The 21,350-nt window shown below is 28.8% G+C and carries 19 protein-coding genes and 1 riboswitch; of the genes, 14 read left to right on the top strand and 5 right to left on the bottom strand.

The window, feature by feature from the left end; all coding sequences use genetic code 11:
- The first annotated feature begins 118 nt into the window (after positions 1-118).
- The 4 genes from F3K33_RS20675 (at position 119) to chbG (ending at position 4,509) form a co-directional block, all read left to right on the top strand.
- Positions 119-1,345 (top strand): aminopeptidase, encoded by a 1,227-nt coding sequence (locus tag F3K33_RS20675; protein WP_039771803.1) that lies wholly within the window; start codon positions 119-121, stop codon positions 1,343-1,345.
- A 400-nt stretch (positions 1,346-1,745) separates the two neighbouring features.
- Positions 1,746-2,216: a DUF6323 family protein gene (locus F3K33_RS20670; RefSeq protein WP_012060196.1), complete on the top strand. Its 471-nt coding sequence runs from the start codon at positions 1,746-1,748 to the stop codon at positions 2,214-2,216.
- A complete protein-coding gene (locus tag F3K33_RS20665) occupies positions 2,216-3,574 on the top strand; it encodes a DUF6179 domain-containing protein (RefSeq protein WP_039771801.1) in 1,359 nt (452 codons plus the stop codon). The genes F3K33_RS20670 and F3K33_RS20665 overlap by 1 nt, the downstream gene beginning before the upstream one ends.
- A gap of 197 nt (positions 3,575-3,771) precedes the next feature.
- The gene (gene chbG, locus F3K33_RS20660; RefSeq protein ID WP_039771799.1) at positions 3,772-4,509 is read left to right on the top strand and encodes a chitin disaccharide deacetylase; all 738 of its coding nucleotides are present in this window, start codon (positions 3,772-3,774) and stop codon (positions 4,507-4,509) included.
- Between the two features lie 456 nt (positions 4,510-4,965).
- On the opposite strand, the gene F3K33_RS20655 is transcribed toward chbG, so the two are convergent.
- Positions 4,966-5,904 (bottom strand): transposase, encoded by a 939-nt coding sequence (locus F3K33_RS20655; protein WP_054249135.1) that lies wholly within the window; start codon positions 5,902-5,904, stop codon positions 4,966-4,968.
- 130 nt (positions 5,905-6,034) lie between these two features.
- On the opposite strand from F3K33_RS20655, the gene F3K33_RS20650 reads away from it, so the two are divergent.
- The gene (locus tag F3K33_RS20650; RefSeq protein ID WP_039772054.1) at positions 6,035-7,348 is read left to right on the top strand and encodes a 6-phospho-beta-glucosidase; all 1,314 of its coding nucleotides are present in this window, start codon (positions 6,035-6,037) and stop codon (positions 7,346-7,348) included.
- A 46-nt stretch (positions 7,349-7,394) separates the two neighbouring features.
- Here the strand turns inward: F3K33_RS20650 and F3K33_RS20645 are convergent, their stop codons facing one another.
- Complete coding sequence (locus F3K33_RS20645) at positions 7,395-8,744, bottom strand: aminotransferase-like domain-containing protein (RefSeq protein ID WP_243141346.1); 1,350 nt, start codon at positions 8,742-8,744, stop codon at positions 7,395-7,397.
- Between the two features lie 431 nt (positions 8,745-9,175).
- Between F3K33_RS20645 and F3K33_RS26510 the strand changes: the two genes are divergently transcribed.
- The 8 genes from F3K33_RS26510 to F3K33_RS20610 all read left to right on the top strand — a co-directional run bounded on the left by F3K33_RS26510 (position 9,176) and on the right by F3K33_RS20610 (position 16,940).
- On the top strand, positions 9,176-9,340 hold the full coding sequence (locus tag F3K33_RS26510; protein WP_167514427.1) for a hypothetical protein: 165 nt from the start codon (positions 9,176-9,178) through the stop codon (positions 9,338-9,340).
- Between the two features lie 330 nt (positions 9,341-9,670).
- On the top strand, positions 9,671-10,636 hold the full coding sequence (locus tag F3K33_RS20640) for an aromatic acid exporter family protein (RefSeq protein ID WP_012060191.1): 966 nt from the start codon (positions 9,671-9,673) through the stop codon (positions 10,634-10,636).
- 111 nt (positions 10,637-10,747) lie between these two features.
- Positions 10,748-10,835, top strand: a riboswitch (cyclic di-GMP riboswitch).
- 140 nt (positions 10,836-10,975) lie between these two features.
- Positions 10,976-11,308, top strand: coding sequence for a hypothetical protein (locus F3K33_RS20635; RefSeq protein ID WP_012060190.1), 333 nt, complete (start codon positions 10,976-10,978; stop codon positions 11,306-11,308).
- A 53-nt stretch (positions 11,309-11,361) separates the two neighbouring features.
- Complete coding sequence (locus F3K33_RS20630; RefSeq protein WP_039772050.1) at positions 11,362-12,348, top strand: 3-oxoacyl-[acyl-carrier-protein] synthase III C-terminal domain-containing protein; 987 nt, start codon at positions 11,362-11,364, stop codon at positions 12,346-12,348.
- A gap of 247 nt (positions 12,349-12,595) precedes the next feature.
- On the top strand, positions 12,596-13,462 hold the full coding sequence (locus F3K33_RS20625; protein ID WP_039772047.1) for a radical SAM protein: 867 nt from the start codon (positions 12,596-12,598) through the stop codon (positions 13,460-13,462).
- A gap of 94 nt (positions 13,463-13,556) precedes the next feature.
- Positions 13,557-13,748 (top strand): anti sigma factor C-terminal domain-containing protein, encoded by a 192-nt coding sequence (locus tag F3K33_RS20620; protein WP_039772045.1) that lies wholly within the window; start codon positions 13,557-13,559, stop codon positions 13,746-13,748.
- 265 nt (positions 13,749-14,013) lie between these two features.
- Positions 14,014-15,474, top strand: a complete 1,461-nt coding sequence (locus F3K33_RS20615) for an ArnT family glycosyltransferase (protein WP_039772043.1) — start codon at positions 14,014-14,016, stop codon at positions 15,472-15,474.
- A 110-nt stretch (positions 15,475-15,584) separates the two neighbouring features.
- On the top strand, positions 15,585-16,940 hold the full coding sequence (locus F3K33_RS20610; RefSeq protein ID WP_012060185.1) for an APC family permease: 1,356 nt from the start codon (positions 15,585-15,587) through the stop codon (positions 16,938-16,940).
- A gap of 94 nt (positions 16,941-17,034) precedes the next feature.
- Here the strand turns inward: F3K33_RS20610 and F3K33_RS20605 are convergent, their stop codons facing one another.
- From F3K33_RS20605 to F3K33_RS20595, 3 genes are read right to left on the bottom strand one after another with little or no spacing between them, the layout of a single operon-like run.
- Entirely contained in the window at positions 17,035-18,009 is a 975-nt protein-coding gene (locus F3K33_RS20605; RefSeq protein ID WP_012060184.1) for an acyl-CoA dehydratase activase, read from the bottom strand.
- Positions 17,997-19,088: an acyl-CoA dehydratase activase-related protein gene (locus tag F3K33_RS20600; RefSeq protein ID WP_023973047.1), complete on the bottom strand. Its 1,092-nt coding sequence runs from the start codon at positions 19,086-19,088 to the stop codon at positions 17,997-17,999. The genes F3K33_RS20605 and F3K33_RS20600 overlap by 13 nt, the downstream gene beginning before the upstream one ends.
- 4 nt (positions 19,089-19,092) lie before the next feature.
- Positions 19,093-19,980 carry an acyl-CoA dehydratase activase-related protein gene (locus tag F3K33_RS20595; RefSeq protein ID WP_023973046.1) on the bottom strand — a complete coding sequence of 296 codons (888 nt, stop codon included), beginning with the start codon at positions 19,978-19,980 and terminating at the stop codon, positions 19,093-19,095.
- A 317-nt stretch (positions 19,981-20,297) separates the two neighbouring features.
- Here F3K33_RS20595 and F3K33_RS20590 point away from each other — a divergent pair, with 317 nt between their 5' ends.
- The gene (locus tag F3K33_RS20590; protein ID WP_039772041.1) at positions 20,298-21,251 is read left to right on the top strand and encodes a DMT family transporter; all 954 of its coding nucleotides are present in this window, start codon (positions 20,298-20,300) and stop codon (positions 21,249-21,251) included.
- Positions 21,252-21,350 lie beyond the last annotated feature (99 nt).

The raw sequence follows: 21,350 nt of genomic DNA, 5'->3' as shown, positions 1-21,350 counted from the left end.
TTTATCGAAATAGATGTAAATGAAAGTATATTATTCAGGCTTTAAATAAAAACTTATAGAGTAAGATATGCTATAATTATGATAATAAAACTTAAGGAAAAATGTGGAGGAAAGCAAAATGAATACAGATACATTAAGAAAATATGCAGAGCTAGTTGTTAAGAAAGGCATAAATTTACAAGATAAGCAACAATTGCTTATAAATTCACCAATAGAATGTGCAGAGTTTGCTAGACTGATAGCAGAAGAAGCTTATGAAGCTGGTGCTATTAATGTTATAGTTGATTACAATGATGAAGAACTTGCCTTGATAAAATACAATAAGGCTCCTATGGAGAGTTTTAAAAGGGAGCCAAAACATGCTGTATTATCAAGAGAGCAACTTATAAAGGAGAAAACTGCATTTATAAGTATTTCTGCTAGAGATCCAGAGCTATTAAGCGGAGTAGATCCTAATAAGATTTCCACTTTAGCAAAAACAGCAAATAGAGCTATGAAAGATGTTAGCGCTGCCATGATGAGTAATGAAGTTCAATGGTGTGTTGTTTCAATACCTACAAAGGGATGGGCAAGAAAAGTATTCCCTGATTTATCAGAAGCAGATGCAGTAGAAAATCTTTGGGACTCAATTTTTAGTATAGTAAGAGCTGATAAGGAATCACCTATTGAAGCGTGGAATGAACATTTAGAAAAATTAAAAAATAGAAAAGATTATTTAAATGAAAAGAATTTTAAATATCTTTATTATAAATCAGAAGGCACAGACTTAACTGTAGAACTTCCAGAAGGACATCTATGGTTAAGTGGTGAAGAGAATTCTAGAGATGGTATTAACTTTGTTGCTAATATACCGACAGAAGAGGTATTCACTCTTCCAAAGAGAGATGGAGTAAACGGCTATGTAACTAGTAAAAAGCCACTGAACTATGGAGGAAATTTGATTGATAACTTTAAGTTGACATTAAAAGATGGTAAGATAGTTGACTTTACTGCAGAAAAAGGAGAAGAAATATTAAAAGGATTACTAGATACAGATGAAGGGGCTAGATATTTAGGTGAAGTTGCTCTAGTTGGTTATAACTCACCTATATCAAATTCGGGACTAATTTTCTTTAATACATTATTTGATGAAAATGCATCATGTCATTTTGCTTTTGGAAAAGCGTATCCAACTTGCCTAAAAGATGGTGACAATATGTCGGAAGAAGAACTAATAAAAAATGGAGCTAATGATTCGTTAACTCATGTAGATTTTATGGTAGGATCAGAGGAGCTTGAAATAATAGGTGAGACTGCTGAGGGAGAAAAAATCCAAGTATTTAAAAACGGTGATTGGGTTATATAATTATATTATCTATATAGATTATTAATGCAAAAAATTGACAAGAAGTTAATTTATATAAATAAAGATATGCATTTATTTAGTTTGGCGAAGATTCAGTGTTTTGTTATTCTATTGAAAAAATCAAAGTTGTTAAATTTGGGCCTAATAATTAAAAAGACTGTTAAATATCTAATAAATTTTGATATTTAACAGTCTTTTTAATTATTGGGGATTTTATATTAATTTATAAAAGTTGCTATTTATACAAAATGGGCATAAAAAAATACCATTGACTTTCCATATAGCCGATGATAGAATTAATTATTAGAAATATATTTAGATTATCTATATATAATAATCATAACATATTTAAAAAGAGAAGTCAATACTTAAAAATAAAAAAGTTTGGATGGTGTTATTTATGAAAAATTATCTTATGTCTATTTCTGATTCTATAATAAGTAAACAAACTTTTGAAGAGATTTTGCAGTGTAATGAGGAAACAGTGGAATATGGATTAAAGCTGAGTGAAGAAAATGTTAAAGAGATAGTTGAGATAAGAAGCGAAGCTTTAAGTAAGAATGGCAGAGTTGAATTTGGTGGAGGTATAATAAAACAAATAATATCAACCTTTTGCGATTCGCCATATATTTCTCAATATAATTATATTGAAACTATAGAGGAGCTAATAGAAACATTTTATTATTATAAAAATGAAACTATGGAAGAAATAGGTGACATTGAATTAATTAATTTAATGAAAGGCTATTTCGATAATGAATGCCAAGGATCTTTAGAGCTACTTAGATATAAGTATTTGGATACTATAGCTCATAATATTAAATATGGGGTTTCTGATTATTTAAATGTGGATGGAGATGAAGAGCTATAGTGGATAATTATATTATTGACAGAAATGATACCATTGAAAATTTATTAAGTAAGGAACATTATTTTCAATCGTTACTACAAGTACTTCATTCAAATGATATATTAAATAATAAAGAACTAGAAAATATTCAAGTTCAAATATTAGATATTTTAAGAGAAACTGCAAATTATTATACAAAAGCTGAAAGCTATTCGGTAAGAGTTGAAGTTGCAGAGCAAATAATGTTATCAATTTATTATACTATAGGTAGCGTTCTAAAAGGCAAAACATCAATAAAGGAAAAGATTACGTTAATAAAAGAAAATGCAATGAAATATTTGTTTTCTGAAGGGGAAAAAGTTTTAAAGATTAAAATAGAAGAAAGTAAAGAACTATTAAAGAACGTGCAAAAAAGTAAATTAAAAACAAGTAATTATGCGTATATAGATACTATAGATTACGGGATTCCATTATTTTTTATAGAATATGATAGTAGGTTTGCGGCTCATGAAACTCAGGGATCTATAGATTATCCATTAGCTATAGATGAGATGGAGTTAGTAGGAATAGAATATATAAACGAATATTTAAAAAAAATAGACTTTGAAAATCAATTTTGTTCCCACTTTGATAGCTATGAAATTGAAAATTTGCTTAAAAGTTTTGATAAAAATTCAGATCATATATTAATAAATATCTTTGAATTGGTTCTGACTAATTATTTAGGATGTATGCTATTAGGGAAAGGAGGTATAACTCTAGATATAACAGATATTGAAAGACGTTATCTTAAAAATAAATTAGGAGAACTGAAAGAAGCGGAATTTAATGAAGTAATATCTAGGATAGTTGAAGATATTTTCAAGGAGTTTACTATAAATGATATAAATTTTATTAATTATATAAATAAAACCATTTACAAGATTATGCCAAATATTAAGAAGAATATTGAAATTAATAAATTGGAAAATACATTTATTACATTTAAAAATGCAAATGAAAATTTAATTAGATATGAAGATGGAGAAAGTCTAGAGAACAGCAGATTTAAGGATATAACTGAAGAAATCAGAGATTGTGATAAAGTTGAGAATAAGATACAAATTATAAGGGAGGAAATTCACAGTCTTAGGGATTTAGTAGATGTTCTTGGCTCTGATTGTATATTTGATTATGAATTCATTGAGATATTTAAGGCCTTAGATGATTTTGAAATATCATTGTTACTTAAGAATATTCCAAGCGATTCAGTTATGGATGCGGATTATGGAACTGAAAGTGAGAAGGAGTGGCATGAAAAGCTTAAGGAATATCTTGACACGATTAATGAAGAGAAAAAAAGTAAAATAATTACTGAATCCTTGAATATTATATTGTAATACTAGTTTAGGCATATATAGGCAGTGATCTATGTCCCAGGTTTATATCACGAAATATATGCTGACTAAAAATAAGAGCTACGTATAATATGATTATTATTTGGAACTATTGCTGATAAAAATAATGTGGATTATTATGTTATTATAAAGATATTTCTGTTAGAATAAAACATTAAATATAAGGAGTAGAGAAATATATGAGATTAATAATGAATGCAGATGATTTTGGTATTTCAAAAGCAATTAATTTAGGTATAATTGAAGGATTCAAAAATGGAATAGTAACATCTACCACATTAATGTGTAATATGGAGACAACGGAACATGCGGTTAATTTGGCAAAAGAAAATTCTAAATTAGGTGTAGGAATTCACCTGGTTCTTACCGCAGGCAGACCTTTATCAAAGAACGTGAAAACCTTAGTTGATAATGAAGGGAATTTTTTAAAATATGATAAGATGGTTGAGTCAGCGTGTATTGAAGATATAAGAATAGAATTTAGAAACCAATTTGAAAAGTTTTTATCTTTTGGGATAGTTCCAACACATATAGATACACATCATCATGTACATTCTATTGAGAGTGTTTTTGAGGTAGTTGCTGAGTTAGCAAAGGAGCATAATATACCAATTAGACATATTAAGGCGATTGGAGAAGAAAAGTATGAAAGCATTAAAACAACAACTAAGTTTGTTGATAGTTTCTATAATCTTTCTATGATTGAACCTCAAATGTTAATAAACCTTTTGGAAGATAATATTAATGTAGATTCTTTAGAAATTATGTGCCACCCAGGATATCTTGATTCTAAGATTATTAGTAGTAGTTCATATGCATATCCAAGAGTAAAGGAATTAGAAACATTAACTAATAAAGAAGTAATACAGTTTATTAATGAAAAAAACATCGAATTAATAAATTTTAAAGATATATAACTAAAAATTATTGTTATATATAAAGCAAAACATTTAAAGGTGCCAATTACTAGGAAATAGTAGTTAGGGCTTTTCGTAAAGATATTGTTAGAATATTGATAAATAGTATTTTACAATTACGGTGCTCTATATTTAATAAAAACACAACTGTACTAGTACAGTTGTGTTTTTATATTATTGAATAGAAGATTATATTGAGTTACGATATAGAAAACAGATCTGTTAGAATTTTATGAAAATAAGAGAAAATACAATTTTTATATAAAGAATAGAAGAGGAAATTTCTTATAAGAGTATCTAAATAAATTGCTTAAAGAATAAAAAATAAGTATACCAAATATGAACAAATGCTTAAATTATTAAATCAAAATTTAAAAATGATTATGCTTATATTTTATATAGGTTGTTGAATAACTAATTTTTACAAATGGTTATTTAAGAAAATATTCTTAGAAATTATATATTCCAAGGATATTTTCTAGTTTTTATTCCTTGCTGCTTTTTGTTAAATTCATCTATTAAGTACGCTAATAAGACCCATTTTATATGACGTTCGTATCGGGCTTGCCCATAAAGCCTTGGGTTTTCTAAGTTATATAATCCCTTTAATACAGAGAATAATTGCTCTATTTTCAATCTGTTTTTATATAATTTTGATCCAATAGGAGATTGAATAAACAAAGCATTTTCATATCGTTTATCAGTAAATGACTCAATACTTTTAGCCTTACGCATATTTATATCAGTTAACAAATTAAATTCTAAGCTAGAAGCAATTTCAAACCATTCTAATGAATCATATGCTGCATCTGCAAGTATTAAAAATGGATTATAAATTTTAGCTTCATATAGTAAATCTGAGACTTGATTATCATAAACATTAGCTGTTGTTAAATAAAAAACTAGAGGAATTATAATATCACTAACTGCTGCAATACAGTGTAATTTATAACCTTTATAATATCCAAGGCGGGTACCCTTACCGGATTTAGCTTCGCTATCGTATTTTGAACTTCTTAAAGCAGTTCCATCTATTGCACACAGTCTAGTTTCAGGATTGATAAGTTCAACAAGCATAGCATAAATACCATAATATATATGTTTCTCTAAAATTTTAGTTCTTAATGAGAATGTAGAATAATCTGGTACTTGATTGAGTTGAATTATAGACTGAAACACATAGTCTTGCTTTATACGATATTCAAGCTCTCTTAAACTGAAAATACTACTTTTAACGCCATATAATATACATGCAACTATTTGTTCATCTGAATACTTACGTGGTCGCCCTTTAGTACTTTTAATATTCGAATTTAATTTAGCAAATGCAATTTTAACAGCTTCAAAAATTTTATAATGGTCATTTTCACTTTTAATATTTGATGATATAATCATATTTGAGTCATTCCTTATGTGATATATTTGGGTTTTTCGCGAAATTATTATATCACAAAGGGATGACTTATTTATTTTTTACAAATTCTGTTTATTCAACAACCTATTATAATATATAGGAGGATATCTGATGGAAAAAGGAATTAAAATAGTAACAATTGGTGGGGGATCGAGCTATACTCCAGAATTAGTGGAAGGATTTATAAAAAGGTATAATGAACTTCCGGTAAGGGAATTATGGCTAGTTGATATTGAAAGCGGAAAAGAAAAATTAGATATTGTAGGGAAATTAGCTAAAAGAATGGTTAAAAAAGCTGGCGTGCCTATGGAAATTCATTTGACTTTAGACAGAAGAGAAGCATTAAAGGATGCGGATTTTGTAACTACACAATTAAGAGTTGGTCTGTTAGATGCTAGGATTCAGGATGAAAGAATACCATTAAGCCATGGCGTAATAGGACAAGAAACAAATGGTGCAGGAGGTATGTTTAAAGCATTAAGAACAATACCTGTGATTTTAGATATAGATAAAGATATGTCAGAGCTATGTCCAAATGCATGGCTTATAAATTTTACAAATCCTGCAGGAATGGTAACAGAGGCTCTTCTTAGGTATGGAAAAAATAAAAAAGTTATTGGATTATGTAATGTTCCAATTGGTATGGAAAAAGCAGTAGCGGACATGCTTGAAGTAGATCATAACAGAATTACTATGGATTTCATGGGATTGAATCATATGGTATTTGGTAGAGAAATTTATTTAGATGGTGAAAAAATTACTGATAAAGTAGTAGACTCACTAGCAGAAGGTAAACTGGGGTCAATTGTAAAAAATATTCAAGATTTAGAGTGGAATCCAGAATTTATTAAAGCTCTTAGAATGATGCCATGCCCTTATCATAGGTATTACTTTCAAACAGCAGATATGCTTGAAGAAGAGTTAAAAGAATTTTCTAAGGGAGAAACTAGAGCAGAAGTAGTTAAGAGATTAGAAAATGATTTATTTGAACTATACAAAGATGAAAATTTAGATATTAAGCCACCGCAATTAGAAAAAAGAGGTGGAGCATATTATTCAGATGCAGCTTGCAGATTAATTAACTCTATTTATAACAACAAGGGAGATATTCAACCAGTTAATACTAAAAACAATGGGGCTATTGAAGGAATAGAGAATGACTCAGCAGTCGAAATTTCATGTATTATAACCAAGGATGGACCTAAACCTATTGCTATGGGGAAATTACCAGTAAGTGTAAATGGATTGGTTCAAACAATAAAATCATTTGAACGTCTAGTGGTTGAAGCAGCAGTTGAAGGGGATTATCATAAAGCACTTCTTGCATTAACTATTAATCCATTAATTCCATCAGAGAAAATGGCAAAAATATTATTGGATGAATTACTAGAGGCACATAAAGATTATTTACCACAATTTGCTTAATATAATAAAAGATTTAAGGGAGAGAATATAACCCTTAGATCTTTTATTATTGTATTTGTGATAATTTTAATATTTCATCATAAATAATATTTAATGCTAATTTCAAATCAGCAGAATTAATTCTAGCGATACTAAGTCTTAGACTATTGTCAAAATTCTCTGTATTATAGTATGATGCTGAATTATGGGCTAGAAAGATATTTTTGCTTTTTAAGTTGTCTAATAATTTATTACAGCTGATATGAGGAGCTAATCTTATAGTAGAATAATAACCAGAACTTCCGCCAAGTATCTTAACTAAATTTGAGTCCCAAGTAGAAGTTATTTTCCTAAATAATTTTAAAGTGTCCTTTAAATTGTTAGAAAGAATAGTTACATGCTTATTATATATAGAGCTTTTTATATATGATTCAAGTGTTGCTTGAGACACCAATGAGGGCATGTAATATGAAAAATAATATGAGTATCTCATCCATTCCCTAAAGCCATTAATTAAATCATCAGGAATTATAGCTACACCAATTCTTATATAAGGTATTGTCTTTGAAAAGCTTCTAAGGTATATACAATTCCTAAAATCCGAGTAATAGTAAAGAGGTGAATATCTTGACAAGGTGCTTAAATCTGAAAAATAATCATCTTCGATAATATATACATTGTAAGTATGGGCAAGCTTCATTATTGCTTTTCTTTGATTTAATGAATAATAAGTGCCTAAAGGGTTATGATTTCTAGGAATCGTATAAAAGAATTTAATATTTTGGGTTTTAAATATTTTTTCAAGTTTATATAAATTAATTCCATTCTCATCTCTTTTTATAGTTTTAACTTTCATATTCTCATACTTTAAAAAGTTTATATAATAAGTATAAGATGGATCCTCGATAAGTATAGTATCATTGCCGTTTGGAAATTCCATCTTTGAAAAAAGAGTTAATACTTGTAGAATACCTTGAGATAGAATTAAATTTTTGCTTTTAGAATATATATCATCCTTCATAAGTAAATCAGTTAACAGTTCACGTAGAGAAGGAAGTCCTTCTAAATCCATATTTAGAGACATGTTGCCATGGAGCTCTAAGGCTGAGTTTAGACAATGCTGAATGTCCTTTAGTGGGATATTGCTAACTAAAGAGTTACCAGTCGATAGGTCATAAATATTAGTTTGATTTGTATTAAATCGTACAAGGTTATCAGCAACGTAAAATCCACTCTGAGGTGAAGAGTAAACTATATGTTCATTGCATAGGTTATCGTAGGCTTTAATCACAGTTCCTTTACTGCATTTGTATTCTTTGCAGAGGGATGTAATTGATGGTAGTTTAGCACCTTGAGGCATTTGATCAAGTATTATTTTTTGTTTTATATCACATGAAATTTGTTCGTATATCTTCAACAATTTAATCCCCCCCTTAAATTTTTATAAAATTAGTTTAACATATATAAAAAATTTTATAAATAATCTCTAAATGACTATTCGAAAGCATAATATATAATTTCTATTTGAAAATATTACATGATAAGTTCACTTAAAAATAATTTGAGTACTTATAGGACGAAAAATAATGTGATGTTGTATTTAATGTTAATAATTATATATATTAATACATTTATTTGTATTAAGTTTAAAAATTCGATATTTTAATGAAAGAATATGTTATAATTTTCTTGTTAAAATGGAGAATATTTAAATAAAATATTGAAGTTGGAAATAAGATAATGTAGACAATATATAGTAAAAAATAATCATTAAATTATATATAGTTAATAAGTAGGATGATTTGTTTAAAAACAAACTATTTAGTATTAGTAGCTTAGGAGAAAGCAATGGAAAAGAATTCAGTTGGATATACCAAAGTTATAAAAACGATAAGAAAAAGATATATGTTAGCATTGTGCATAATTATTTTGGCATTATCACTAAGTCAAATAATAGTGCAATATAATATAAATAATGAAATGAGCTATTCTCGGATAATCAATAAAGATTAAAAATAATAGAAGATTCAGATGGTAAAACATATAAACTAGAAATAAGTTTTGCATCAACTAGCTATAAGCTGAGTGAAGCAGATAATTTAGAGGAGCTGTTAAGGAAAGCTGATTATAAAATGTATGAAAATAAAAAGTTGAAAAGAGTTTCTAGGTAATGAAATATATGCCTCTTATAATCTCAATGAAGGAGGTATATATTTCATTATAAATCTGGAACACGTGTGCAAAAAGCGTTATTTAGTTAAGATACATATGAAAGGCAAGCTACATGCAAAAGTGAAGATTATATAATGAATAAGAATCTAAGCATGGTAGGAGAAAGTAAAAATGATAAAATATTTACAATCTAAAACTCTTAAAATGGCATTATCAGCTACAATAGCAATTATTATATCAAATTATGTTGGTTTACAATTTGGAGTGACTTCAGGAATTATTGCAATCCTAAGTATTCAAGATACAAAAAAAGAATCTTTATTAGTTGCAGGGAGAAGAATAATTGCTTCTGCATTAGCCATTCTTTTGTCGTTTATGCTATATTTATTACTTGGAAATAACCCAATCATATTCGGATTATTTTTAATTATATTTATACAAACAACAATAATTTTAAAAATAGAGGAAGGAATGGTAGTTGGATCTGTATTATCAACACATTTACTTACAAGCACAAATATAAATATTTCATGGATTATAAACGAAGCACAATTAACTGTAATAGGAATTGGAGTAGCAATGATGTTTAATTTATATACCGCATCATTGGAAGAACAATTTGAAAAAAACAAAGAAAGAATAGAAGATTATTATAGAGCTATATTATCAGATATGGCAGTAAGCCTTGTTACTCAAGCTGTACCAATTTATGAAAAGCAAATATCAGTGAGCGTTGAGGAATTAATTAATAAGTCTAAATTTATGGCGCAGATAATAAATAATAACCATTTATTTAAAAAAAATGATTATTATTTGAGTTATATAGAGATGAGAATAATACAGCTAGATACAATGAAAAGAATGAAGAGGCATTTCTCGAGATTTTATATGACTTATGATCAAACTAGAATATTATCAGAATTTACAAATGAAGTTGCAATGAATCTTAAGGAAGATAATGATTGTGTAGAGCTTATAGATAAACTAAATTTGCTTAGGAAAGATTATGAAAAAATGGATTTGCCTAAAAATCGAAACGAATTTGAAAATAGAGCGTTATTATTTCAGTTTTTGAATGATTTAGAAGATTTCCTAGTTATTAAGAAAGAATTCAAGGAATCTTTTCAAAATAAGTAGAAATTATAAATATAACTTACTAAAATTAGTTTTAATGCCATTAATGGTAAAAATATTGGTATAAATATTGAAATTTATCAAAAATAAGTGTAAAATTATGCATATCATATGCATTGATAATAGCACACTTGCCGAAAGGTAGGGCCGCAAAGCTATGGGTCTAAAGAAATTCATTTTCAATGATTGCCAGGTTGCCAAAATGTAGTTATATAAACATTAGTCATTTGTTTATTTTTGGTGCCTATTAATAATTAATAGGTACCTTTTTATTTTGATACAAAATCATTGAAATATGTGTATATGGTAACAATTTAAATAAAGAAAGGTTAGGTGTAGTAAATGAAAAAGTATCAACTGTCTTTGGACAAAGCAAAAAAGGAGATTAATATAAGGATATGGGGAATGTTTGAACCAAACGATGCCAATAGTTTTGTTGAAGATTTTAGAAAAGAACTATCTCCTATACAAACTTCAGAATATGTATTGAATTTTGACGCAAGAGAGTTAAACGTTTCAAGACAAGAGATGTTACCAATGTTAGAAGGATGTTTTCAAATGTACAAGGCTTGCAAGTTTGTAAAGGTTATAGCAAATGTTGGTAGCAATATTACTTTAAAGATGCAATTATCAAGAATAAGTAGGAACACTGGATTGGTAATTGAAATAATTTAAAATGATACATAATTTATAATATTAAATTGAATTACATTAGCTAGGAGATTATTATGGGAATAAGACTAAGTTGTATTGATGTTTGTCATGCATCAGAAGTTGTTTCAAATGATATTTATTTAAAACATTTTGAAAAACAAGATAAAGATGTAGAACATTTATTAGTAGATATAATGGGTAGAGATAAACGATTTATGTTTAATGAACAGGAGACAACTTTATCTCTAGCAGTAAAAGTAGCAAAATCAGTATTAGATAAGGCTAACTTGACAGGTAGTGATATAGATGTACTAGTTTATTCATCTATATTATCGGAATATGTAGCACCAGCAACATCTATTTTAATACATAAGGAATTAAATGCAGGAAGAAATGTAATGTGTTTTGATATGAATGCTAATTGTGCTGGCATGACTGTTGCATTAGAAAATATGTCAAATTATTTAGAATCGTCGAAGCGAGCTAAAAGAGCATTAATTATTGGTTGTGATGATGTTGATTCATTAGCTGACCCAAATAATGAGCTTTGCTATGGAAATTATGGACATGCTGCATGTGCAATAATTTTAGAAAAAGTTGAAGAAGAGTGTGGGATAGTTGATGCAGAATATTATATAAACACAGAGGAAAGTCATAACATTATGTATCCAAGTGAAGGATTCTCTAATTTTTTCAAATCAAAAGATGTAAGCGAACTTTATTTGAAATGGTTGCCATTTGATGGTGGGGCATGTGTTTATCCCGCAGCAGAGATTGCTAAAAAGATGCTGAAGAAAAATGGCTTAGAAAATGAAGATATTAAGATGTTTTGCTTTTCTCAGTTTGCGTTTATAAATATAAAAAATATAATACAACTTTTAGATATAGGAGAAGATAAGAGTATCTATATAGGAAATAAATATGGATATACTGGAACTACTAGCCCTTTCATAGCATTGTATGAATCGATAAAGGAAGGTAAAGTTAAAAGAGGGGACTATGTAATTTTCTGGACTATTGGATCTGGTTCTCAGAGTATAGTTATGTTATATAAATATTAATATTAGAAAACGCACTTCATAAATATAACCTTCTGTAGTAAAATCTATAGAAGGTTATATTTATGAGTTTGATGCTATCATATGAAATGCAAGTAAATATACTTCGGATAAATATATATTAGAATATCACTAATTTAAGAATAAATGCTTATAAAGAATTTAATGAAGTAGAAATATATATGTAGATAGTGTTAGAACTTAAAAAATACTATATTAATTAAAGAATAACAGGGGAGATGGTTTGATAATGTACGATTATCCACTATATAGGCCTCCAAGTGAAAGTAATAGTCTTATAATACAAGTAACTTTAGGGTGTTCTCATAATAAATGTAATTTTTGTAATATGTATAAATCTAAAAAATTTACAATAAAATCTTTGGAAGATATTAAAGCAGACGTAAATTACTTTAGAGAAATGTATTCTTATGTAGAAAAAATATTTTTGGCAGATGGTGATGCTTTAATCATTCCAACGGAAAAATTAAAAGAAATATTAACGCTTATAAGAAATACATTTTCTGAATGCAGGAGAGTAACGCTTTATGGGTCACCAAAATCAATATTAGGTAAAACTCATCAAGAGTTGAAAGAACTTAAAGATTTAGGTTTATATATGATATATATGGGCGTTGAAAGTGGAAGCGATGAGGTTTTAAACGATATAAATAAAGGAGTGAGTAGTAACGAGATAATTGATGCTGCTAGAATAGTTAAAAATGCTGATATCTTACTATCAGTAACAGTTATAGCTGGAGTTGGTGGCATTGAAAAGAGCGATATTCATGCAATCAAAACAGGCAAATTAATAAGCGATATGGCTCCAAATTATTTAGGCGTATTAACTCTTATGGTTGAAGAAGAAACGGATTTGTATAATAAAATATTAAAGAAAGAATTTAAACTTCTAAGTGATAGAGAAATATTAAATGAGATAGGGATATTAATACAACATATTAATGTCAATGAATCAGTTACATTTAGATGCAATCACGCATCAAATTATGTTTCTCTAAGAGGAAGTTTACCAGAAGATAAAGAAAAATTGCTTAATCAAATTAACTACGATTTAAAAACTAATCAAATAAAACAAGAGGAATATAGAAGATTGTAAGCAAACAATTGAAGTTAATAATCCAGCATTCGATGTTATTGGGATAAAATCTATTGATGGAGCAGGAGAGTTTAGAAGTGATACAGATGGTAGAATGCAGAACTTTAAGGCAGCGATTAAACAGTTAAAGGATATAGGGCATACTCAGTATATAAAAAATATCGATGAGAGTGATATTAGAATAATTGGAGCTGTAGTGGTTGGAAGTCCAAAAGAACTAAAGGCAATCGAGAACAATCCTATTATAGAACATGCTGTCTTAGGTACTGTGGTTGATAAATATTAATTAAAGGGAAAAATTTAATTTTAGTAGTAATAGTGTAATAGTTGATTATAAAAGTAACTTTTGGTTCTAGACTGAAAGTTACTTTTTTATTCTATATGAATTCATATTGTAATGAAATCTGTGGACATTGTGTTCCTTGTGGGTGCAAGTTATGGAAAAGGCTGATTCACATTTTTAAGAATGTATATATTTTTCAAGCTAAGGTTAATATAGTAAATGATTTTATGAAATTAAAATATTAAGTATATTACAGGGAGAGCAAAGTATGAGCATGTTTAGAACAAAGTTAATTGATAATATTATAGGGCTTGTTGAAAAATGTTACTACATTATATTAATAGTTATATTGTTAATTGCATCCTTTAATATATTTTACAATTTAGGTGTCATTCCTATATATAGCTGGGATGAGGCACGACATGGTGTTAGCGCTTATGAGATGATAAAAAATAGCAATTATATAGTAAATACATATGCTTATAAAAATGATTATTGGAATTTGAAACCACCAATAAGCTTTTGGGCAATAGCTATGGGATATAAAATTGCAGGATTTAATGCTTTAGGACTAAGAGTATTTTCTGCATTTGCAGCAATAATAACTATAGTACTTGTAGCAATTTTTAGTTTCAATATATATGGGAGATTGACATCTCTGATTGCGACAATTGTTTTAACAACAACAATACCATTTATTACAGAGCATTGTGCAAGAACCGGAGATGCAGATGCCATATACGTTTTATTTTTTACAATATCAGTAATGTCTTTAATTTTAATGGAAAGGAGTACTAAATGGCTATATGTATTTGGATTATCATTTTCAGCAGCTTTTTTAAGTAAAAGTTTTCATGCAGGTAATATCTTTTTTATAGGAATATTATATTTAATATTTAGTAAAAATTTATTTAAATTAACATTAAAGCAAATTCTGGCATTAGTATTAAGTGCATCTTTTCCGATTCTTATATGGGCAATCTTGAGATATTCCAATGACGGAATAGCTTTTTTTAAGACTATGATAGAATTTGATTTGATGGCAAGAACATCAAGACCTTTAGAAGGACATATTGGAGGAAAGTGTTACTATATTGAACATTTGCAATGGTCATATTTTTACTGGAATCTTGTATTTGTAGGTGTTAGCATGGCATATTTAACTATAGCCCATAGATATATTACGGATAGGAAACTAATAAATTGTAATTTAATAATATGGCTGTCGATGATTATTCCGTTTATATTATATACTATTTCAAAAACGAAAATTTCATGGTATGTTTTACCGATATATCCTGCCGCAGCAATATGGATAGGATATGCATCAGGTTTTATATTAAAAGAGCGTAATAGAAATTTTGCTACACAAATAGTATTGGTTGCTATGATTATATTATCGATATATAAAAGTGAAGAAGTTATAGTAACTAGAATTTTAAATCCAAAAGAGGACTTGAGTCAAGAGCTTATTAAGGAAATCGGAAACTTGCCAGAATATTATGGAGAAAAAATATATGTAAATCATTTTGAGCAAAGCTATTGGCTGGATAGTGAGCTTTATGCAGATTTGACTCCGCTAGAAGGTGGTATAGAAGGATTTTTGAAAGATAATGAAGATAAAACATTATTGTTTATTAAAAAAGAAGATTTCGACTCACTTGGAAATGAAAAAGATAATTTAAAAGTTATACTTGAAAATGATGAGGCCTATATTTTTGCAAAATAATATAATTATGGTTTTTGTTGACGAAATTCATTACGAATTATACAATAGAAAAAGTGTTTTATTTAATATTATATATATAAAATTTAAAATTGAGTCAGGAGATGACTAGCATGAATGAATCAACGCAAAAGAATAAGGAAACTGTTATTCCTAAAGGTTTAAAAAAAGAAATAGGACTTATTGAAGCTATTACTATAGTTATAGGTGTAGTTATAGGGTCAGGAATTTTCTTTAAGGCGTCATCAGTATTTAAAAATGCAGGTACCCCAACTCTGGGAATAATGGCTTGGCTGATTGGTGGATGTATAACTATAGCTTCAGCTTTAACCGTTGCTGAAATTGCAGTAGCAATTCCTAAGACAGGTGGAGTTTTTGTTTATATTAAGGAATTATATAGTGAAAAATGGGCATTTTTATTTGGTTGGATGCAGACTTTAATCTATGTGCCAGGGGTGGCAGCTGCATTATCAATAGTTTTTGTTACTCAAGCAACGTATTTTATTCCAGATCTAACACCAATGATGCAGAAAATATTCGCTATATGCATTCTATTTTTTGTAATGGCTTTAAATGTTCTATCATCAAGACTTGGTGGGAAGGTTCAAGTAATTTCTACAATTGGTAAGCTTGTTCCAATAATTTTTATTGTTATATTTGGATTAATAAATGGTACAGCTCATGATTTCTCGACAACTGTATTTGCTTCAAATACATCAGGAGCAGCAGGATTCGGAGCTGCAATACTGGGGACTCTATGGGCTTACGACGGATGGATTAGCGTAGGAAATATGGCTGGGGAGCTTAAAAATCCAGAAAAAGATCTCCCAAAGTCAATAATAATGGGATTAATAGCAATAATAATAGTGTATATATTAATTAATGTAGCAATAATAAATATAATGCCAGTTAACGATGTAATACTTTCTTCCAAGCCAGCTTCAGATGCAGCGGTAATATTGTTTGGAAATATGGGAGCTGCCTTAATCGCAGTAGGCATAATGATTTCTATTTTTGGAGCGTTAAATGGATATCTAATGACAGGGGTTAGAATACCTTTTGCTATGGCTCAGGATAATCTTTTCCCTTTTCCTAAATTTTTTGGGAAAATCAATGAAAAATTTGAGACTCCTATAAATACATTTGCTTTTGAAGTATTACTAGCAAGTTTATATGTATTAAGTGGATCTTTTGACAAACTTACAAACTTGGCTGTGTTTGTAATGTGGATATTTTTTGTTATGTGCGTATGTGGGATTTTTATATTGAGACGTAAACATAAAGAATTAAAAACTTCATACAAAGTTCCTTTATATCCAATTGTTCCATTGATCGGAATAGTTGGTGGGTTGTACATATTAATAAGTACTTTTATAACAGATTCATTAAGTGCAATATATGGAATAGGAATAACTTTAATAGGTCTTCCGGTTTATTTTTATATAAGAAAAAAATATAAAAGAGATTAATATTATATAGCAATACAGACTAAGTAATTAAAATCAATCGCTTAGTCTGTATTTTTTATCCTTAATTATGTAAGAAACAATTATATTTTTATGATTAAGCACCTTTAGTAATATTTTCATTAATGGTATTGGTCCATTTTCCACAGCGATCTCCAAAGCATCCTATTATTATACTATCATCTTCTATTCGTACAACTTCGCACCTATTAGAGCAGCCTTCACATTCAAAGCTAGTGGATATAAAACTAGAATCAGCAATATCAAAGCCTCTAAAGTTAGTAGCGCCGGTCTTGTCAACAGTTTCTTTAGCAATAATTGCGGCACCTATGGCGCCCATAACATTATAATGTTCAGGAATGTATACTTCACATCCTAAAGCTTTTTCAAAAGATGCCTTCATACCCTTGTTAGCTGCTACACCACCTTGAAAGAATATTTTAGGGCATATTTCTTTTCCTTTCCCAATATCATTGAGATAATTTCTAACAAGGGCTTCGCATAACCCGTTTATAATATCAGGCTCATTATAACCAAGCTGTTGTTTGTGTATCATATCAGACTCGGCAAAAACTGCACATCTTCCAGCTATTCTTAGTGGAGTTGTTGATTTTAAAGCATAATCTCCGAACTCTTCTATTGGAATTCCTAATCTTTCAGCTTGCCTATCAAGGAATGATCCAGTTCCAGCTGCACAGACATTGTTCATCGCAAAGTCTATAGCAACTCCATCTTTTAATATTATTATTTTTGAATCCTGTCCCCCTATTTCTAAAATTGTCTTAACATCGTTATCTATAGCAAGTGCAGCACATGCGTGAGCTGTTATCTCATTTTTTACTGCATCTGCTCCAAGGATAGAGGATGCGATTTGTCTTCCACTACCTGTAGTACCAACAGCTTTAATTTGTTCATCATCATATTTCTCTTTCAAGATTTTAAACCCCTGTTGGATCGCATTTATTGGCTTTCCTTTTGTTCTTAAATATAGTTTATCTACGACATTCAGATTATTATCTAAAAGAACAATGTCAGTACTTACTGAGCCAACATCAACACCTAAATAATACATTTTTGCTTTCTCCTTTCCAATAGATCTAGGAATGCTTCTATTCTTGTAATATATCCTGTTTCACCCGTCATTTCGTCAACTACAAGAGTTAAAATAGGGAAATTCTTATCTTTAGATATGGAAGGAAGCACAGCTTTGCAAACAATTTCTGGCATACATCCCATAGGGAATATTTGTATGGCACCATCAAAGCCATCATGTGCCGCCATTACTGCTTCTCCAATGCATTCTCGTGCGTGTCCTCCAATATATAATGGAAGATATTCTTTAGAAGCTTTTCGTATGTCTAAAGAATTCATTCCAACAACTGACATAATAGAGTTTTTAGCCCACCAACTTGGCGTAAGTTTTCTTTGGGTTGAAACTCCATATTCCATAAGTTTATCCTCAATAAAAAGGTTCGAAAATGGCTCTATTATTGTATAGATTTCTCCTATTATTGCTACTTTTATTGGATTCCTATCACTACATACCTCTAGGGAATCTAGTCTTTTATCATATTTGTTTAGTATTTTTATCATATCATTAGGACTATTACTATTTTCGGCATCAATTTTACAATTGCTTAAGAGTTTTTTACATTCATTTTTATTTTTTTCATACCCTGCTAAGTAATGTGCTTTTGCCTCTATTTTATCTATTAGATTTAAAACTTTAAATCCTATGCGTAATGCATTTAGCTTTTGCGGCATATTTTTATCGCTGCTAGATGAGATGGAAGATATCCTATTTAGAAATTCTTTTGGGCCTATTTCTGACGGTTTATCTAATACAATAAAATTTAAATTATGTCCTAATTTTTTTAGAGTGTTTATTTGGAGTTCGCAATATTCTCCATATCTGCAAGGTCCGCAGCTTCCAGTAATTATTATTGTATCTGCGCCTTGTTCGATTCCCTGTATGTAATTTCCCATCATAAGTTTAAATGGGAGGCACATATCATCTGGAGAATACATAGATCCTATTTCTAATGATTTTTTACTGTTGAATTCCGGAATTATATAGTCTATACCAAGAGTATCAAACACTGCTTTAGTAACCAGATATGTATTTCCTAAATGAGGCGTCATAATTTTCATAACATTACTTCCTTTCTAACATGTCGACAAAGGCTTCTATTCTTGTGTCAAATCCAGATTCTCCAGTATGTTCATCAACTTTTAATACTAAGAAAGGAAAATCTTTCACTTTTTGTTTTATAAGATCTATAACAACAGAATCAATACCACAAGCAAACGAAGATATGTATACTATACCGTTAATTTTTTTATTTTCTGCTAAGTATGTAGATGCCCCATAAGCATTTTTTGCAAATGTCCAGAAAGGTCTTTTAAATAATTCAGTTGTTTTGTCAGCAATAGAGGCTTCGTCTATAAATTCTTCCGTTATAATACCAACACCTAATTTATTTAATTTTTTCACTAAATTCATATTCACAAATTTATCATAAATATTGTAAGGATGGCCAATTAGAGCTATATTTAATTTATATCCATCGCTTTTAATTCCTATTTCATATTCATCTTGTGCTATTAAAGCTTTATCATAAGCATCCCGAATTCTTTTTTTGTTTGTTGTTATTAGGCTTCCAGTTGAAACTATCCATTTATATAATTTTTCTTTTGACGTTGCATAAATAGGAACCATAGTAACTTTTGGCATATTGGGAATGCTATTTATGATCATTTCAGGTAAGCCGCAAAATTTTGGACAGATAAATTCATGTTCACTTAATTGCATAATTCTAGGGATAACCATTAAATCACAGTTATCTTTTATTGCATTTACATGACCGTGAAAAATTTTAATAGGCAAACATGCTTCATTTACACAATTCTTTACACCTTCATCTAATATTGTTTTGTTTGTATCTGGTGATCTAACAATATCTGCACCAAGTTCAGAAAAGAACTTCTCAAGGAAAGCAGAATATTTGTAATTTAATAATCCATTGGGAATTCCAACCTTCATATACATTTCACTCCTATAAAATTCATACTCATTATTATATTTTTTTCAAAATTACTAGAATTATTCATAAAAATTGTATTAATTTATATTTTACTTTAAAGTTTTACATTAAATTATTAAAATACCATTTTATCTAATATTAAAAACAAGAAAGTGCTTTTAGATATATCTATATAAATTGTTGTAGATGGTATTTTTTTATAGTATACTTACTTGGAAATTTATATATTTTTAAGGGATCTATAATAACTTTTGAGTTCTTGACCTCTTAAGTCCATATTTTAAGATCTATGTACAAGGAAGGAAATGACATAAATATGAAAAATAAATCACATATAATTCCATACTTTACTGCTATAATAACTAATTTTATTTTTGGATTAAGCTTCTTGTTTTCGAAACAAGCATTAAGTGTAGCTACACCTATGGAATTGCTTTCGTTTAGATTCTTAGCAGCTTTGCTAATAATGACAATTTTAATATTTTTAAAAGTAATAAAGGTAAATTATAAAAATAAGCCTATGAAATGGCTTGTTATTTTGGCTGTTATAGAGCCCATAGTTTACTTTATCTTTGAAACTTATGGAATTAAGAAAACATCTTCGTCTTTAGGTGGACTTATGATTGCTCTTATACCTATAGTTGTAACAGTTTTAGCTGTATATCTATTAAAAGAAAAACCATCTGTAAAGCAAGTTATAAGTATAATACTTTCTGTATCAGGTGTAGTACTTATAATTCTTATGGAAAACTCTAACGATGCAGGAGGGAGCACTCTATTAGGAATTATCCTTCTAGGAGGAGCCGTGTTTTCAGCTGCATTATTTAATATAATAGCAAGAAAAATATCACAACAATTTACAGCGATTGAAGTAACATACTTTATGATGCTTGTCGGAGCTATATTTTTTAATATCGTTTCAATTACTAATCACGTAATAAATGGAAATTTATCAGAATATTTTCTACCATTAAGAAGCATAAATTTTATAGTATCTATATTATATCTTGGAATATTATCTTCAGTTGTAGCATATTTTTTGGCTAATTATACGCTTTCTAAAATGGAAGCATCTAGATCAGCCGTATTTGCTAATATATCAACTATAGTATCTATCGGAGCTGGTGTGCTCGTATTACATGAAAACTTCCAATTATACCATGTAATAGGATCAGTGATGATTCTAGTGGGTGTATGGGGAACAAATTATTATCAAAAAAAGCTTGATTTAGAAGAGTTTACACCAACTGTTGGTTCTTTTGAACAATAAGCTATATGAATGCATTAGTCTTCTTTCTAATGCATTAAAGTTAAAATTTTCAAATTCTTCTTTAATTATGTAAACTATTCTGGTAATATTTACTATAGA

It is taken from the genome of Clostridium beijerinckii (assembly GCF_008705175.1).
Lineage (GTDB): Bacteria > Bacillota > Clostridia > Clostridiales > Clostridiaceae > Clostridium > Clostridium beijerinckii.
The sequence above is the reverse complement of the archived record's forward strand: the minus strand, read 5'-3'. Positions and strand labels throughout refer to the sequence as shown.

Excerpts from the sequence above, each read along its gene's own strand:
- F3K33_RS20595 (WP_023973046.1), bottom strand. The coding sequence starts at position 19,980 with ATGAAGGTTGGAATTCCCAATGGATTATTAAATTACAAATATTCTGCT.
- F3K33_RS20670 (WP_012060196.1), top strand. The coding sequence starts at position 1,746 with ATGAAAAATTATCTTATGTCTATTTCTGATTCTATAATAAGTAAACAA.
- F3K33_RS20590 (WP_039772041.1), top strand. The coding sequence starts at position 20,298 with ATGAAAAATAAATCACATATAATTCCATACTTTACTGCTATAATAACT.
- F3K33_RS20620 (WP_039772045.1), top strand. The coding sequence starts at position 13,557 with ATGCAGAACTTTAAGGCAGCGATTAAACAGTTAAAGGATATAGGGCAT.
- F3K33_RS20630 (WP_039772050.1), top strand. The coding sequence starts at position 11,362 with ATGGGAATAAGACTAAGTTGTATTGATGTTTGTCATGCATCAGAAGTT.
- F3K33_RS20615 (WP_039772043.1), top strand. The coding sequence starts at position 14,014 with ATGAGCATGTTTAGAACAAAGTTAATTGATAATATTATAGGGCTTGTT.
- F3K33_RS20605 (WP_012060184.1), bottom strand. The coding sequence starts at position 18,009 with ATGTATTATTTAGGTGTTGATGTTGGCTCAGTAAGTACTGACATTGTT.
- F3K33_RS20625 (WP_039772047.1), top strand. The coding sequence starts at position 12,596 with ATGTACGATTATCCACTATATAGGCCTCCAAGTGAAAGTAATAGTCTT.
- F3K33_RS20610 (WP_012060185.1), top strand. The coding sequence starts at position 15,585 with ATGAATGAATCAACGCAAAAGAATAAGGAAACTGTTATTCCTAAAGGT.
- F3K33_RS20655 (WP_054249135.1), bottom strand. The coding sequence starts at position 5,904 with ATGATTATATCATCAAATATTAAAAGTGAAAATGACCATTATAAAATT.
- F3K33_RS26510 (WP_167514427.1), top strand. The coding sequence starts at position 9,176 with ATGGAAAAGAATTCAGTTGGATATACCAAAGTTATAAAAACGATAAGA.
- chbG (WP_039771799.1), top strand. The coding sequence starts at position 3,772 with ATGAGATTAATAATGAATGCAGATGATTTTGGTATTTCAAAAGCAATT.
- F3K33_RS20635 (WP_012060190.1), top strand. The coding sequence starts at position 10,976 with ATGAAAAAGTATCAACTGTCTTTGGACAAAGCAAAAAAGGAGATTAAT.
- F3K33_RS20650 (WP_039772054.1), top strand. The coding sequence starts at position 6,035 with ATGGAAAAAGGAATTAAAATAGTAACAATTGGTGGGGGATCGAGCTAT.
- F3K33_RS20600 (WP_023973047.1), bottom strand. The coding sequence starts at position 19,088 with ATGAAAATTATGACGCCTCATTTAGGAAATACATATCTGGTTACTAAA.
- F3K33_RS20640 (WP_012060191.1), top strand. The coding sequence starts at position 9,671 with ATGATAAAATATTTACAATCTAAAACTCTTAAAATGGCATTATCAGCT.
- F3K33_RS20675 (WP_039771803.1), top strand. The coding sequence starts at position 119 with ATGAATACAGATACATTAAGAAAATATGCAGAGCTAGTTGTTAAGAAA.